The sequence below is a fragment of the Rathayibacter oskolensis genome (assembly GCF_900177245.1).
In the GTDB taxonomy this organism is placed as follows: domain Bacteria; phylum Actinomycetota; class Actinomycetes; order Actinomycetales; family Microbacteriaceae; genus Rathayibacter; species Rathayibacter oskolensis.
Genome location: NZ_FXBM01000004.1, coordinates 182,385 through 196,142, shown reverse-complemented (window position 1 = coordinate 196,142; position 13,758 = coordinate 182,385). Strand labels below are relative to the sequence as shown.

The window sequence follows — 13,758 nt, the reverse complement described above, 5'->3', positions numbered from 1 at the left end:
GGCGGGGCGCTCACGACTCGAACCAGCCGCGGGGGTGGTGGTCGGCCGTCAGCGGGGTGCGCCGGTGCTTCGGGCGGGCCCAGCGGACCGCGTTCGCCAGGACGCGCTTGATGTCGGGGTGGTGGTACACCGGGTAGTCCTGATCGCCGGGCGAGAAGTAGAAGACCTTCCCGAGACCGCGCGTGTAGGTGACTCCCGAGCGGAACACCTCGCCGCCGGTGAACGTCGAGAGGAACACCGTCTCCTCCGGGACCGGGATGTCGAAGTACTCGCCGTACATCTCCTGCTCGGGGATCACGATCGGGCTCGGCACCCCCTCGGCGATCGGATGCGTCGGCGCGATCGTCCACACCAGCTCGCGGTCGTGGTCGTTGCGCCACTTCAGCGAGCACGTCGTGCCCATCAGCGCCTGGAAGATCTTGGAGTAGTGGCCGGAGTGCAGGATCAGGATCCCCATCCCCTCCTGCACGTGCCGCAGCACGCGCTGCACGACCTCGTCCGACACCTCGCCGTGGGCGATGTGCCCCCACCACAGCAGCACGTCGGTGCGCGCGAGCGCCTCCTCGGTGAGTCCGTGCTCGGGCTCGGGCAGGGTCGCGGTGCGCGCCACGACCTCGTCGCCCAGCGACTCGACGAGACCGTCGGCGATCACGCGGTGGATCCCCTCCGGATAGTGCCGCATGACGGTCTCGTCGCCGCGCGTCTCGTGGCGGAACTCGTTCCAGACCAGGACCTCGAGGGGCTCGCTCATGCGACCTCCACCTCCTTCTTCTCGGCGGCGGAGCGGTAGATGGCGTCGACCACCCGGCTGCGGTGCAGCGCGTACTCGCCGTAGTGGCCGGAGTAGCGGGGCCCGCCCGCGGGTGCGTCGGCTCCGGAGGCGATCGCGGCGAGGAACTCGGCGATCACCGAGCGGTGGTGCCCGGCGGGCACCTTGACGTCGGGGCGGGAGACGGTGGGCGCGCCCGCGACCTCCGAGTAGAGCGTGAGGGTCCCCTCCGTCGCGTAGTCGGCGACGTGCAGGCGCGCACCGCCGACAGAGCCGAGCAGCTCGACCTCGATGTCCTCGTAGACCTTCGAGTAGCTCGCCCAGGAGGCGTCGAGCTGGAGGCTGCGGCCGGTGTCGAGGCGCAGCAGCGCGCTCGAGAAGTCCTCGACCTCGAACGCGTGCGTGCCGGTGGCAGCGACTCCGTGCGGGCGCCCACCGCGACCGGAGCGGCCGACCTCGCCGTAGGCGACGGCCGACACGCTCGTCACGCGCGGCTCGTCGAGCAGGTGCAGCGCGATGTCGAGCACGTGCGAGCCGAGGTCGATGAGCGGTCCGCCGCCGGCGAGCTCCTTGCTGGTGAACCACGAGCCGATGCCGGGGATGCCGGTGCGCCGCTGCCAGCTGGCGCGGGCGTGGTAGATGTCGCCGAGCGGGGCGTCGTCGAGGTAGTCGCGGAGGAAGGCGACGTCGGCGCGGCGGCGGTGGTTGTAGGCGATCTCGAGGACGCGGTCGTTGGCGCGCGCCGCCTCCACCATCTCGGCCGCCAGCTCGGCGGTCGTGGCGAGCGGCTTCTCGCAGAAGACGTGCTTGCCGCTCGCCAGCGCTGCCACGGCGATCGGGTGGTGGAGGTGGTTGGGCACGCCGATCGAGACCACGTCGAGGTCGTCGCGGGCGACGAGGTCCTCCCAGTCGGCGTAGAGGTCGGGGACGCCGCGCGTCTCGCCGAGTTCGCGGAGTCGGGGCTCCTCCTGGCCGGCGAGCGCGACGACGCGCGCGCCGGGGAGGGCCTGGAAGGCGTCGAGGTGGGTGGTGCCGGCGAAGCCGAGGCCGACGACGCCGACCCGGAGCTCGGGTGTGTTCTCAGTCATGCGTCGAGCCTAGTGGAATTGATTCGAGTCCTCGATAAACCGGCTCAGCGAGGCGAGCGGGGCGGGAGGAGGTCGACGCAGTCGCTCCGCAGCGGGGTGAGCACCGCCTCGGCGATGTCCTCCAGTTGATCCAGCTGCTGCTCCCCGAGGAGCTCGAACACCCGCGCCCGGACCTCCGCGACGTAGCCGGGCTCCACCTCGTCCAGGAGGCGGGCGCCGGACGGCGTCAGCCTCGCGAGCGTCCTCCGGGCGTCGGCCGGGTCGGTACTGCGTGCGAGCAGGTCGCGCTTCTCCAACCGGCCGACGATCCGCGACAGGTGCGACGGCGTCACGCTGGCGGTCGCGGCCAGACGGCTCATGTGGATCTCGCGGTCCTCGCCGATCGACAGGCAGCGCAGAACCCCGAACTCGGCGTGGCTGAGCTCCGCGACCTGCTCGAGGTGGGCGTCCAGCTCGGCCGGCAGCCACATCATGACGCCGACCAGCAACGACCAGGTCCGGTCCTGCTGCGGCGAGAGGCGATCTGCTGCTGGCACACCTCCATCGTACCGTTGCTTGCCGCGGAAAGGGATCCGCGCTAGCGTTCCTTTCCGCAGCAAGTACTTGCCGCGTCACCGTCAGAGAGCAGAACCCGCATGCGCGCTGTCCGTTTCCACCACTACGGAGCCCCCGACGTCCTCGTCGTCGAGGACGCACCGGAGCCCCACGCCGGCGAGGGCTCGGTCCGGATCGCGGTGCAGGCCACGAGCGTGAACCCGATCGACGTGTTCCTGCGCGCCGGCCGCCTCGAGCCGTACCTGCCCCTGGATCTGCCCGCCATCCCCGGGCGGGACGCCGTCGGCGTCGTCGACGAGGTCGGGGCAGGAGTGACGGACGCGGAGATTGGCGACGTCGTGTTCGGTCTGGGCGGAGTCAGCGACACGACGGCCGAGTTCGCCGTCCTGACCGCGTGGAGCGCGGTCCCCGAGGGCTGGTCGACGGCGCAGGCCGCGGCAGCGGGGCTCGCATCGGCCACCGCCGCGGCGGCGATCGACGCCCTGGGCGACCTGAGCGGCACGACGCTCCTCATCGAGGGCGCCTCCGGTGCGGTCGGCAGCGCCGCTGCGGCCTTCGCCCTCGCCGCCGGCGCCACCGTCATCGGCACGGGTCGCGCGAGCAGCCACACGGCCCTGGAGACGCTCGGCGTGCGCCCCACGACGTACGGCCCGGGGCTGGCCGAGCGCGTCGCCGCCCTCGCGCCCGGCGGCGTGGACGCCGCCCTGCACAGCGCGCCGTCCGACTCCCTGGCGGATCTGCTGGCGATCGTCGGCGACACCTCCCGCGTCGTCACCGTCATCGACGGAGAGGGAGCCGCACGGCTCGGCCTGAAGAAGGTCGACGCCCGCAACGACTCGGCGCTCCTGCGGTCCGCAGCCGCGCTCGGGCGGCGCGGGCTCTACACGCCCCGCGTCGAGCACGAGCTCCCGCTGGCCGAGGTCGTCCAGGCGCACACCCTCGCCGAGAGCGGCAGCGGCAAGGTCGTCATCACTCAGCCCTGACCCTCGGTGCGCTCCGGACACACCGGAACACGGGCGCTCAGGTGTCGCGAATGCACTCTTCCGCCTGCTGGAGGCCCGCCGCGAGGAGGACGCAGATGAGGACGAGGCCGGAGCTCGCCCTCAGTCGACGCGCAGCAGCCGCACCGCGATGTACTCGCGCCCCGGCAGCTCGATCCGGAACCGGCCGGAGTAGGTGCCGGGCAGCCGCTCGACCGTCATGCCCCAGGTGTCGATCACGTCGACCGTGTACGACACGTCGGGCTCGAGGAGGAAGCGGCGGTAGGTCGGCCGGTCGAAGCCGAAGTAGTAGAGGTAGTACTCGCCCTCCACACCCGCTCGCGGCACGTCCCAGTCCAGCGGGATCGGCTCGAGCCCCCGCGACGGACCCTCCGCGAGGATCCGGTCGAGGAACGCGATCCGCGCCGGACTCGTCCCCCGCAGCTCCCCGCCCTTCGCCCACCAGAGCACGTCCTCCGGGTGCACGTAGGTCTCGCCGTGCCCGACGTAGCCGCCGCGCAGCGCGCCCTCCCAGAACCGCCGCAGCAGCTCCTCGCCGGTGATGTTGCCCCAGCCCTGGTCGATGTCGCCCTCGTAGGCGCACTCGTCGATGACGACCGGCTTGCCCCAGCGGCGCCACTCCGTCGTCATCTCGGCCGTCTTGTAGACGTCCTGCCGCTGGATGCTCGCGTGGGTGATCCAGGGGCGGGAGTAGTCGTAGAAGTCGCGGCAGTTGTGGATCGAGAGCAGATGGCGGCTCGGGTCGTCCTCGACGACGATCGCGGCGAACCGCTCCCAGTCGTCCTCCGTCTTCTCGAAGAGGAGGTCGTACTCGTTGGCGAGCGACCACCAGATGTTCGCGAAGGAGGCGAGGCGCGCCACCGCGTAGCGCACGTAGCGGTCGTCGGCGACCGCGTCCATCCTCGAGAAGCCCCAGCGGTCGTAGGCGTGGAACAGGATCAGGTCGGCCTCGATCCCGAGGTCGGCGAGCTGGTCGATCCGCTGCTCGAGGTGCGCCCAGAACGCAGGGCTCGGCCGCTGCCAGTCGAACCCCTCCTCGGGAGAGCCCTCGAACGGGTAGAGCACGGGCTCGTTCTCGTTGAAGAGGTACGACTTGGGGAACACGCACATGCGGATCTTCGTGAAGGGCGCCTCGGCCAGGGTGGCGAGGGTGCGCTCCTCGAGCGCGTCGCCCTGGTGCGTCCAGGCGTAGGAGGTGGTCCCGAGCGGCCGGTGCCTGGTCCCGTCGGCGTGCGCGAAGTGGAACGTGTGGGCGACGCGCACCGGCCCGTGCCTGCCGTCGCGGGGAGGCGTGACCGTGAACGCCCCGGTGATCCCGTCGAGCGAGCGGGCGCTGCTCGACGTCGTCCACGCGTACTCCCCCGGCGCCTCGGGCATCAGACGGAGGCGGAACACCCCGTCGCCGTCGTAGAAGCCCGGCACGCGCACGGCGCCGGTAGGCCCGTCGACGACCGCCGAGAGAGCGACGTCGACGAACGGGTTGCCGTGGGAGGGGCCGTGCAGCTCGAGCTCGAACCGCTCGTAGACGGGCACCGTCGAGGGGGCGACGACCGCTGCGGAGCCGAGCTCCACCTCGGGCGACTCGTACGACGCGGAGGGAGCGACGTACCGCTCCTGCTCGCGCACCGGGGCGGCCTCCTCCGTCGGGATCGCCGCGATCTCGTCGAGCAGAGCCTCGCGGCCCGCCGCGTCCAGCGACTCCTCGGTGTCGACGACGAGGCCGACCGGGTAGCTGTGCAGGGTGTGCAGGATCGACGAGCGCACCAGCCCGGGGAGGTGCCGCTCGACGATCGCGTGCCCGCGCGGATCCCGCAGGACCTCCATCAGGCGGGTGGCGCGCGAGAAGCGCTCGGTGAGGTCGGTGGCGTGCGACACGGTCAACCCTTCACGGCGCCGGCGAAGGCGCCCTCGACGAAGTAGCGCTGGAACATCAGGTAGACGATCAGCACCGGGAACACGGACATGATGGTGAAGGCGTTCAGCGGCCCGTAGGAGCTGGTGAACTGCGACTGGAAGCCCTGCAGGGCGAGCGGGATCGTCCACGAGTCCTGGCTCTGCAGCAGCGCCAGCGCGATCGAGTACTCGTTCCACGTCGCGACGAAGTCGAGGATGAACAGCGCGGCCAGCGCCGGCCTCGCCAGCGGCAGGATGATCGTCAGGAACAGCCGCCAGTTGCCGGCGCCGTCGATCCGCGCGCTCTCGTCGATCTCCTCCGGGATCTGCCGGAAGAAGCCGTAGAGGATGAAGGTCTGGTAGGGCAGGCCGAAGGCGATGTAGGGCAGGACGATGCCGACGTTGCTGCTCAGCAGCCCGAGCCCGTTGATCACCTGGAACAGCGGCGCGATCGCGACCTGGATCGGCACCATCGCTCCGAGCGCGATGACGCCCATCAGCAGGCGCTGGCGCTTGAACCGCATCCGCGAGAGCGCGAACGCCGCGGCGGCCGAGATGAAGAGGCCGACCGGCACCTTGATCACCGCGATGATCAGGCTGTTGCCGCCGGCCGTCAGCAGGTTGCCGCGGTCGAGCGCCTCGACGTAGTTGCCGAAGTCGGGCGACCACGGCGGCACGAAGGCGGGGGTGCTGAAGATGTCCGCCTCGCTCTTGAGCGAGGTGAAGACCATGAAGATCAGCGGCACCGCCCAGATCAGCACGGCGAAGACCAGCGCGATCCAGAGGCCGATGCGGACGAAGTCGCGCCCGCCGACGGGGCGCCGCTCGCGCTTGCGCGGCTCGATCAGACCCGGCGCGCTCGTCGGGATGCTCGTGACGGTCATGCGTTCTTCTCCTGACGCGCTGTCCACACCATGTAGGGGACGACGATGACGAGGGTGATCACGAGGAGGACCGTGGCGATCGCGTTGCCCTGCCCGTACTCGTGGTTGTTGAAGGACTGCTGGAACGACCACAGCGCGAGCACCTGCGTCTGCTGCGCGGGGCCGCCTCCGGTCATGCCGACGATCAGGTCGAAGACCTTGATCGAGTTGATGATCGTGAGGACCACCACGACGACGGTCGTGGGGCGCAGCGCCGGCAGGGTGACGTTGCGGAACACCTGCCACGAGTTGGCGCCGTCGAGCTTGGCCGCCTCGACGTGGTCGGGCGAGACGCTCTGGAGCCCGGCGAGGAAGAGCACCATGTTCGTGCCCGCGATCTGCCAGACGAACGCGGCGAAGATCGAGTAGAGCGCGAGGTTCTTGTCGCCCAGCCACTGCACCTCGGCGAGCCACGGCAGATTGAACAGCTGCGCGAGGTTCACCCCGACGCCGTAGTTCGGGTTGTACATCCACCGCCACATGTTCGCGATGGCGATCGGAGCGAGCACCCCGGGGATGTAGAAGAGGGAGCGGAACGCGTTCCGACCGAAGAGCGGCCGGTTGAGCGCCAGCGCCATCACCAGGCCGAGGCCGACGGGGATGACCAGCGAGAGCAGCACCCAGATGAGGGTGTTCGAGAACGCCGTCCAGAAGACCGGGTCCTGAGTGAAGATGCGGACGTAGTTCTGCAGGCCGACGAAGACCTGCGGAGCGCCCTGGAAGCCGGTCCACTCGAAGAAGCTCAGCCGCACCGACTCGAGCGACGGGCCGACGACGAACACGAGGTAGGCGGCGAGCGCCGGGGCGAGGAACGGGAGCGCGGCGAGGAAGCCGGTGCCGCCGAAGCGGGCGAGCGCGCGGCGGCGCTGGACGCGCCTTGGCGCGGGGGTGGATGTCGTCATGTCGGACCTCTCGGCGATTCGGACGTCTCGGGGCAGACGGCGGCGGAGGGGGCGTGTCGACCCCTCCGCCGCCCTCTCGCTACTGCTGGTCGAGGAACTTCTGGAACTCGGACCCCGCGTCGGCCGGGTCGAGCTCACCCGTCGCCACGAGGTTCTGGATGCGCCAGTACTCGGTGGTCTGCGACTGCGACAGGTTCTGGTCGTTGTTCATGTAGACGCCGGTCGCGGCCTCGGTGATCGGGCCCCAGAGCGCGTCGAACTCGCTCTGCCCCTCCGGCTGCACGTCGACGTTCACCGAGCGGCTGCCGAAGGTCGCGATGAAGGTCTGCTGCGCCTCGGCCGAGGTGAGGTAGTCGAGGAACTTCGCGGCCTCGTCGGGGTGCTCGGAGTTCGACGAGATGTAGTTGTTCTCGTTGAAGCCGTAGATGCGGTCGGTGCCGGTGGGGAAGGCGAAGATGCCCACCGAGTCCTCGCTCATGCCGGCGTCGCGGACCTGCTGGTTGAACCAGTCGCCCTCGATCGCCATGGCGGCCTTGCCTGCGAAGAACAGCGAGCTCGACTCGTCGTTGTTGATCGAGATGAAGCCGTCGTTGACGTAGTCCTTCGTCCAGGTCGCGAACTCGGTGAAGGTGTCGGTGACGCAGGACTCGTCCGCCCAGCTCGCTTCTCCGGTGACGAGGGCCTGGTAGCCGTCGGCGCCGCACTCGGTCTCGAGGAGGCTGTCGAGCAGGCGCATCACGTGCCAGTTGACGGTGCCGCCGAACTCGAACGGAGTGATCCCCGCGTCCTTGAGCTTCCCCGCGTCCTCGACGAGCTCGTCGTAGGTCGTGGGTGCCGCGTCGATGCCCGCCTGCTCGAAGAGGTCCTTGTTGTAGAAGACCGCTTCGGTGCGCTGCGTGTAGGGCACGCCGTCGTAGCCGCCGTACTGGGTGACGGTCGAGAGCGCCGTCTCGGAGAAGCGGTCGGCCCAGCCGTACTCGTCGTAGTACTTCTCGAGGTCGAGGCTCGCGCCGGCGTCGATGAACTCGCCGCCGAGGCCGGGGCCGGCCCACGAGAAGAAGACGTCGGGCGACCCGCTCGTGCCGAGCGTGGTGCGCAGGGCGTCCTTGTGGGCGTCGGTCGAGCGCTCCTCGATCTTCACGGTGATGTCGGGGTTGGCGGCCTCGAAGTCCTCGACGATGCCATTGATGGTGTCGTTCGCGGACTCGGCCGACTCGGTCAGCTTGAACCAGGTGATCTCGGTCGTCCCGCCGGTGTCGCCGCCGCCGGCGGAGCAGCCGGCCAGGCCTGCGAGGAGGAGGGCGCCCGTCACGAATGCGACGGATCGGGGCAGTGCACGCATCTTCGCGTCCTTTCGCTGCGCGACACCGCATCAGCGCGACGTCGACGTCGGATCCACCCGATCGGAGTCGTAGCGACGGGCGGGGAGTGAGCAATACGTTATCGATAACACATTCGGGCGGCAATGCGTCCAACCGGTTGATAGGTCACGATCAGATAACGGCGTGGGCCTCAGTAGAGTGGCCCCCACCGAGGAGGAAGGAGCGTCGATGTCGAGCGTCCCGGCTCCCCGAGCGCGGCCGAGCATGGCCGATGTGGGCCGCCGGGCCGAGGTGTCGGCGCAGACCGTCTCGCGCTTCTTCACCGGCGGCTACGTCGCTCCCGCCACCCGCGCACGGATCGAGGCGGCCATCGCCGAGCTCGGCTACCGCCACAACCGCGTCGCCCGCAACCTGCGCGTGCAGCGCACCGACACGATCGGCTTCCTGGCGATGGGCCCGCTGAACTACGGCCACTCCGAGCTGCTGACCGGAGTGAGCCGCGCCGCCCGCGCCGAGGGGCTCTCGCTGATCACGGCGCTGCTCGAGGTCGATCCGCACGAGCCGAGCGCCCGGCTCGAGATGCTCAACGCGGTCGACAAGCTGCTGTCGTTCCAGGTCGACGGCATCATCGTCGGCACGCCCTACGAGGGGCTCGACGAGCTCACCGACTACATCGCCGCCTCGGTCCCGGTCGTGACGCGGTCCGAGCGGGCCGCTCACTCCGAGGACTCGACCTACGCCGACTCCTACGGCGCCGGCTACCTGGGCACCCGGCACCTGCTCGAGCTCGGCCACCGGCGCATCCTGCACCTCGCCGGTCCCGGCGATCGCAACGAGGCTGTCGACCGCGAGCGGGGCTACCGGGCGGCGCTGGCCGAGGCGGGAGTCGCGCCGCTCGACGTGCTGCGGTGCCGGGAGTGGGATGCGGAGTCGGGCGCCGCGCAGGGACGCGCCGTCGATCCGGAGTCGTTCACCGCGGTCTCGGCCGCCAACGACCAGATCGCGCTCGGGTTCCTCCGGGCGATGGCCGAGCGCGGGTTCGGCGCGCCCGACGACTACTCGATCGTCGGCGTCGACGACATGCCCGACTCCGAGTTCTACTCGCCGCCGCTGACCACGATGCACCTCGACCACCAGCTGCTCGGCGAGAAGGCGCTGCAGATGCTCGCGGCGCGGATCCGCACCGGCGAGCACCAGGAGCGCACGGCGGTCTCGGCGCGACTGGTGGTGCGGAGCTCGACCGCGCCGCTGCGCTGACGCGACCAGAGGATCGTCCAGGTGGAGCGTCGTCGCCCGCTGGAGGCGGTGGGCGTCGAGGCCCTACGGTCGAGGAGTGTTCAGAGACGATCAGCGCGCCGGGACCATCTCCATCGACTCGACCTCGGTCAGGCGCGGCGGCGAGCCGTGGTTCCCGGTCATGGGCGAGTACCACTTCAGCCGCGACCGCCCCGAGCGCTGGCAGCACGAGCTGCAGAAGATCCGCGCCGGCGGGATCGACGTGGTCGCCACCTACGTCATCTGGATCCTGCACGAGGAGGCTCGCGGCGAGCGCCGCTTCGACGGGCACCTCGATCTGCGCCGCTTCGTCGAGGAGGCGCACCGGGCCGGCCTCTCCGTCATGCTCCGCATCGGGCCGTGGGCGCACGGCGAGGCGCGCAACGGCGGGTTCCCGGACTGGCTCCAGGAGCTGCCCGTGCGTCACCGCACGAACGACCCCGCCTACCTCGAGGTCGTCGAGGGCTGGTACCGCGACATCGCGACGCAGCTGAGCGGGCTCTTCCGCGACGCCGAGCATCCGGAGGCGCCGATCGTGGGCATCCAGGTCGACAACGAGCTGTACGACCAGCCGGAGCACCTCGCCCGCCTGCGCGAGCTGGCCGAGCAGGTCGGCATGAGCGCTCCCCTCTGGGTGGCCACGGGCTGGGGAGGCGCGCAGGTCCCCCTCGACCGCCTCGCCCCGGTCTACGCCGGCTACTCCGACGCCTTCTGGGAGGAGGCGGACATCGAGTGGCCGCCCTTCGCGAGGATGCACTTCGAGTACTCGACCGTTCGCGACGACCTCTCCGTGGGCGCCGACGTGCGGGGAGCGACGTCGGCGGTCGAGCCCGTCGCGGAGGATCACCGGTACCCGTTCCTGACCTGCGAGCTGGGCGGCGGGATGACCACCGCCTACCACCGCCGGCCGCTGGTCGACGGCGAGGACATCGCCGCACTCGGCCTCACCAAGATCGGCAGCGGCTCCGCCTGGCAGGGCTTCTACCTGTACCACGGCACCACCCAGGTCACCGGGGCCGACGGCGGCGGCCTGCAGGAGTCGCACGACAGCGGCTACCCCAACGACATGCCGCGTAAGGACTACGACTTCTTCGCACCGATCGGGGCCGCGGGCACCCTCCGGCCGCACTACCACCTCCTGCGCCGTCAGCACCTCTTCCTCGAGCGCTGGGGCGGCGCCCTCACCGCCCTGCCCGTGACGCTGCCGGACGCCGGCTCCGGGGTGCGCTGGGCGCTGCGGGCCGACGAGCGGCGCGGCTACGTCTTCGTGACCAACCGCCAGCCGGCGGCGCAGCCGCTCCCGCGGGTCGACGGCGTCCGCTTCTCGGTCGCGACCGGCGACACGGTCACGACGCTCCCCTCCGAGCCGGTCAGCGTCCCGTCCGGCGCCTTCTTCGTCTGGCCCGTGCGTCAGCGCTTCGGGTCGATCGAGGCGGTCTCGGCGACCGCGCAGCCGATCACCGAGCTCTCGGACGGCACCGCCACCGTCGTCTTCCTCGCCAGCTCCCCTGGCATCCCCGTCGAGCTCGAGTTCGAGACGACCGAGACGGTCCGCGGTGCCACGCTCGTCGACACACCGGCGGGACCGCGCTGGCTGCCCGATCGCGCCCCCGGCCGGGACTGCGTCGTGACGGTCGGCGACACCCGGCTGGTGATCCTCGACGACGCGACGGCCTCCCTCCTCTGGCGGGTGGACGTCGGCGGAGAGTCGGTCGCCCTGCTCGTCGACGGGGGTGTCGTGGTCGACGGGGAGGGGATCGTCCTCGAGCGCTGGACGGGCGCCTCCGAGGTCGCGGTCCTCCGCTCCTCGGCACTCGGCAGCGACTCCGACGACCTCTTCGAGCACCTCCGGCTCGCCGAGCACGAGCCGATCCGCGAGCTGCCCGTGGCGGTCGTCCGGGCCGACTCCTCCGCAGCACCCGTGCGCCGCGGCGGCTCGATGGACCGGCTGTCGGCGCCCGAGGACGGCGACTTCGACGACGCGGCCGTCGTCGAGATCCGGATCGCCGAGCTGGATCCCGACGCCGCGACCGTCCTCGTCCTGGAGTGGAGCGGCGACGTCGCCCGGCTCGAGATCGGCGGCGTGCTCGTCGCCGACCAGTTCTGGTCGGGGAGGAGCTGGGAGATCGACCTGGCGCCGTGGCGCGAGGCGCTCGCCTCCTCGCCCGTGCGGGTGCGGATCCTGCCGTGGCGCGAGGACTCGGGCGTCTTCGTCGACGCGCGCGTCCGCGGCCGGCGCCGGCCGGGCCTCGCGGGCGTCGACTCCGCCCGCCTGCTCACCGCCGTCCGCCACCACCTCGACCTCGGGAGCCTGGCAGGCTGGTCGGCATGACTGCTCTCCCCGACCAGGACGCGGCGACCGCCTACGGGAGCCGCCTGCTGCGCGGGGAGCGGACGCTCCTCCGCCCCGCGACCGAGCACGACCTCGCGGCTGTCGAGACGTGGTGGAACGACCCGGAGCAGGCCGTGCTGCAGCAGAGCACCGTGCTGCCGCGTCCGGTCGGCCGCGCGGCGGAGGCTCTCCGCGAGTGGAGCACGAACGCCTCCCCCGGCGCCGTCGGCTTCGCGGTCGTCGAGCTCGCCGACGGCATGCTCGCCGGCCACGCGACGCTGTTCGGAGGCGCGCTCCCTCACCGCTGCGCGACCCTCGCGATCATCCTCGGGCCGCACGCCGTCGGACGCGGGCTCGGGCCCGACGCCGTCGGCGCCCTCGTCGACTACGGCTTCGACGAGCTGGGGCTGCACCGTATCGAGCTGCGGACGGCGGCGTTCAACACGCGCGCGCAGGCCGCCTACCGCCGCGCGGGCTTCACCGAGGAGGGGCGACGCCGCGACGCCGTCTTCCACGCCGGAGCGTTCCACGACGAGGTGCTGATGGCGGTCCTCGCGCACGAGCGGGGCCGAGGATGACCGACGACGACCTCCTCCGGCTGCTGCCCAAGACCGAGCTGCACTGCCACTTCGCGTCGACCATGTCGGCCGCCCACCTCGTCGCCGCGGCCGACCGCTACGGCGTGACCCTCGCCTCCGACGACCCCGCATCGCTCTTCGACTTCGCCGATCTGAAGGAGTTCCTGGTCGCCTTCCGCGCCGCCCACCGCGTGCTGCGGACGCCCGCCGACCTGGCGACGGTCGCCTACGACGGCGTCCGCGCGGCGGCGGCGCAGGGGCTGCGCTACCGCGAGTACGCGATCAATCCGCAGTACTTCGCCGATCGCGCCTTTCTCGGACAGAGCAGTCTCGGCTGGGGCGGGCTCGGCTATGCGGAGCTGATCGACCCCGTCATCGACGGACTGCGGGCCGCCGAGGCCGACCTCGGCGTCGGTTTCGGCCTCGTCGTCGCGGTCAACCGGCGCGAATCGGCCGCGAGCGCGGTCGAGCTCGTCGAGCTGATGCGCGAGAACCCGCGGGACGAGGTCGTCGCGCTCGGGATGGACGACCTCACTCCCGAGGGCGCGGAGGATCCGGCGCGGTTCGCGGAGGCGTTCGCGCTCGCCCGCCGCTCAGGCCTCTCGCTCACCGCGCACGTCGGCGAGACCGACCGCTCCGAGCCGGACGCGGTGCGCATCGCCCTCGACGAGCTCCGGGTCGACCGCATCGACCACGGCTACCGGATCCTCGACGACCCCGACCTCGTCGCGCGCGCCCGCGACTCCGGCATCGGCTTCACCACCACCCCGATCTCGACCACGATCTGCTCGGGCTGGACCCTCGACCCCGCCCACCGCATCGCGGCGATGGTGCGGGCGGGCCTGCGGGTGACGGTGTCGACCGACGACGCCGTCTTCTTCGGCACCGACATCGGGCGCGAGTACCGAGAGGCGCTTCCCGCGCTCGGCCTGAGCGTCGACGACGCGTGCACGATCGCGCTGAACGGGGTGGAGGCGGCGTTCTGCCCGCCGGAGCAGAAGGCGCGGCTCCGCGCCGAGTTCACGGCAGCGATCGCGGAGCTGCGGTCGGAGGCGAGCGGGCCGCACGAGTAAGGCTCACCGAGCCGGAGCCCGGGAATTCCGGCTTCTCGGAGCATTCA

The 13,758-nt window shown here is 71.3% G+C and carries 12 protein-coding genes; 5 read left to right on the top strand and 7 right to left on the bottom strand.

All coding sequences use genetic code 11. The annotated features are described in order from the left end of the window. Positions 1-10 precede the first annotated feature (10 nt). Genes B9Y99_RS17990 through B9Y99_RS17980 form a run of 3 tightly spaced genes read right to left on the bottom strand, consistent with a single transcriptional unit; the run spans position 11 to position 2,393 of the window. A complete protein-coding gene (locus B9Y99_RS17990; RefSeq protein ID WP_085478021.1) occupies positions 11-751 on the bottom strand; it encodes a ThuA domain-containing protein in 741 nt (246 codons plus the stop codon). Further along, positions 748-1,857 (bottom strand): Gfo/Idh/MocA family protein, encoded by a 1,110-nt coding sequence (locus B9Y99_RS17985; RefSeq protein WP_085478020.1) that lies wholly within the window; start codon positions 1,855-1,857, stop codon positions 748-750. Before B9Y99_RS17985 ends, B9Y99_RS17990 begins: the two co-directional genes overlap by 4 nt. Positions 1,858-1,901: 44 nt before the next feature. Beyond that, positions 1,902-2,393 (bottom strand): MarR family winged helix-turn-helix transcriptional regulator, encoded by a 492-nt coding sequence (locus tag B9Y99_RS17980; protein ID WP_244275049.1) that lies wholly within the window; start codon positions 2,391-2,393, stop codon positions 1,902-1,904. A 99-nt stretch (positions 2,394-2,492) separates the two neighbouring features. Here B9Y99_RS17980 and B9Y99_RS17975 point away from each other — a divergent pair, with 99 nt between their 5' ends. After that, positions 2,493-3,395 (top strand): alcohol dehydrogenase catalytic domain-containing protein, encoded by a 903-nt coding sequence (locus B9Y99_RS17975; protein ID WP_085478019.1) that lies wholly within the window; start codon positions 2,493-2,495, stop codon positions 3,393-3,395. Positions 3,396-3,515: 120 nt separating this feature from the next. On the opposite strand, the gene B9Y99_RS17970 is transcribed toward B9Y99_RS17975, so the two are convergent. The 4 genes from B9Y99_RS17970 to B9Y99_RS17955 form a co-directional block, all read right to left on the bottom strand. Then, positions 3,516-5,288: a DUF5605 domain-containing protein gene (locus tag B9Y99_RS17970; RefSeq protein ID WP_244275048.1), complete on the bottom strand. Its 1,773-nt coding sequence runs from the start codon at positions 5,286-5,288 to the stop codon at positions 3,516-3,518. Positions 5,289-5,290: 2 nt separating this feature from the next. Then, positions 5,291-6,190 (bottom strand): carbohydrate ABC transporter permease, encoded by a 900-nt coding sequence (locus B9Y99_RS17965; RefSeq protein WP_085478018.1) that lies wholly within the window; start codon positions 6,188-6,190, stop codon positions 5,291-5,293. Continuing rightward, positions 6,187-7,131: a carbohydrate ABC transporter permease gene (locus tag B9Y99_RS17960; protein WP_085478017.1), complete on the bottom strand. Its 945-nt coding sequence runs from the start codon at positions 7,129-7,131 to the stop codon at positions 6,187-6,189. Before B9Y99_RS17960 ends, B9Y99_RS17965 begins: the two co-directional genes overlap by 4 nt. A 79-nt stretch (positions 7,132-7,210) precedes the next feature. Next, positions 7,211-8,473, bottom strand: coding sequence for an ABC transporter substrate-binding protein (locus B9Y99_RS17955; RefSeq protein ID WP_085478016.1), 1,263 nt, complete (start codon positions 8,471-8,473; stop codon positions 7,211-7,213). A 208-nt stretch (positions 8,474-8,681) separates the two neighbouring features. Here B9Y99_RS17955 and B9Y99_RS17950 point away from each other — a divergent pair, with 208 nt between their 5' ends. The 4 genes from B9Y99_RS17950 (at position 8,682) to add (ending at position 13,711) form a co-directional block, all read left to right on the top strand. Beyond that, entirely contained in the window at positions 8,682-9,710 is a 1,029-nt protein-coding gene (locus B9Y99_RS17950) for a LacI family DNA-binding transcriptional regulator (protein ID WP_085478015.1), read from the top strand. Positions 9,711-9,786: 76 nt separating this feature from the next. Beyond that, positions 9,787-12,060: a beta-galactosidase gene (locus B9Y99_RS18960; RefSeq protein WP_085478014.1), complete on the top strand. Its 2,274-nt coding sequence runs from the start codon at positions 9,787-9,789 to the stop codon at positions 12,058-12,060. Beyond that, positions 12,057-12,638 (top strand): GNAT family N-acetyltransferase, encoded by a 582-nt coding sequence (locus tag B9Y99_RS17940; protein ID WP_085478013.1) that lies wholly within the window; start codon positions 12,057-12,059, stop codon positions 12,636-12,638. Before B9Y99_RS18960 ends, B9Y99_RS17940 begins: the two co-directional genes overlap by 4 nt. Continuing rightward, a complete protein-coding gene (add, locus tag B9Y99_RS17935) occupies positions 12,635-13,711 on the top strand; it encodes an adenosine deaminase (protein WP_085478012.1) in 1,077 nt (358 codons plus the stop codon). The genes B9Y99_RS17940 and add overlap by 4 nt, the downstream gene beginning before the upstream one ends. Positions 13,712-13,758 lie beyond the last annotated feature (47 nt).

Excerpts from the sequence above, each read along its gene's own strand:
- B9Y99_RS17950 (WP_085478015.1), top strand. The coding sequence starts at position 8,682 with ATGTCGAGCGTCCCGGCTCCCCGAGCGCGGCCGAGCATGGCCGATGTG.
- B9Y99_RS17975 (WP_085478019.1), top strand. The coding sequence starts at position 2,493 with ATGCGCGCTGTCCGTTTCCACCACTACGGAGCCCCCGACGTCCTCGTC.
- add (WP_085478012.1), top strand. The coding sequence starts at position 12,635 with ATGACCGACGACGACCTCCTCCGGCTGCTGCCCAAGACCGAGCTGCAC.
- B9Y99_RS17960 (WP_085478017.1), bottom strand. The coding sequence starts at position 7,131 with ATGACGACATCCACCCCCGCGCCAAGGCGCGTCCAGCGCCGCCGCGCG.
- B9Y99_RS17985 (WP_085478020.1), bottom strand. The coding sequence starts at position 1,857 with ATGACTGAGAACACACCCGAGCTCCGGGTCGGCGTCGTCGGCCTCGGC.
- B9Y99_RS17940 (WP_085478013.1), top strand. The coding sequence starts at position 12,057 with ATGACTGCTCTCCCCGACCAGGACGCGGCGACCGCCTACGGGAGCCGC.
- B9Y99_RS17955 (WP_085478016.1), bottom strand. The coding sequence starts at position 8,473 with ATGCGTGCACTGCCCCGATCCGTCGCATTCGTGACGGGCGCCCTCCTC.
- B9Y99_RS17990 (WP_085478021.1), bottom strand. The coding sequence starts at position 751 with ATGAGCGAGCCCCTCGAGGTCCTGGTCTGGAACGAGTTCCGCCACGAG.
- B9Y99_RS17965 (WP_085478018.1), bottom strand. The coding sequence starts at position 6,190 with ATGACCGTCACGAGCATCCCGACGAGCGCGCCGGGTCTGATCGAGCCG.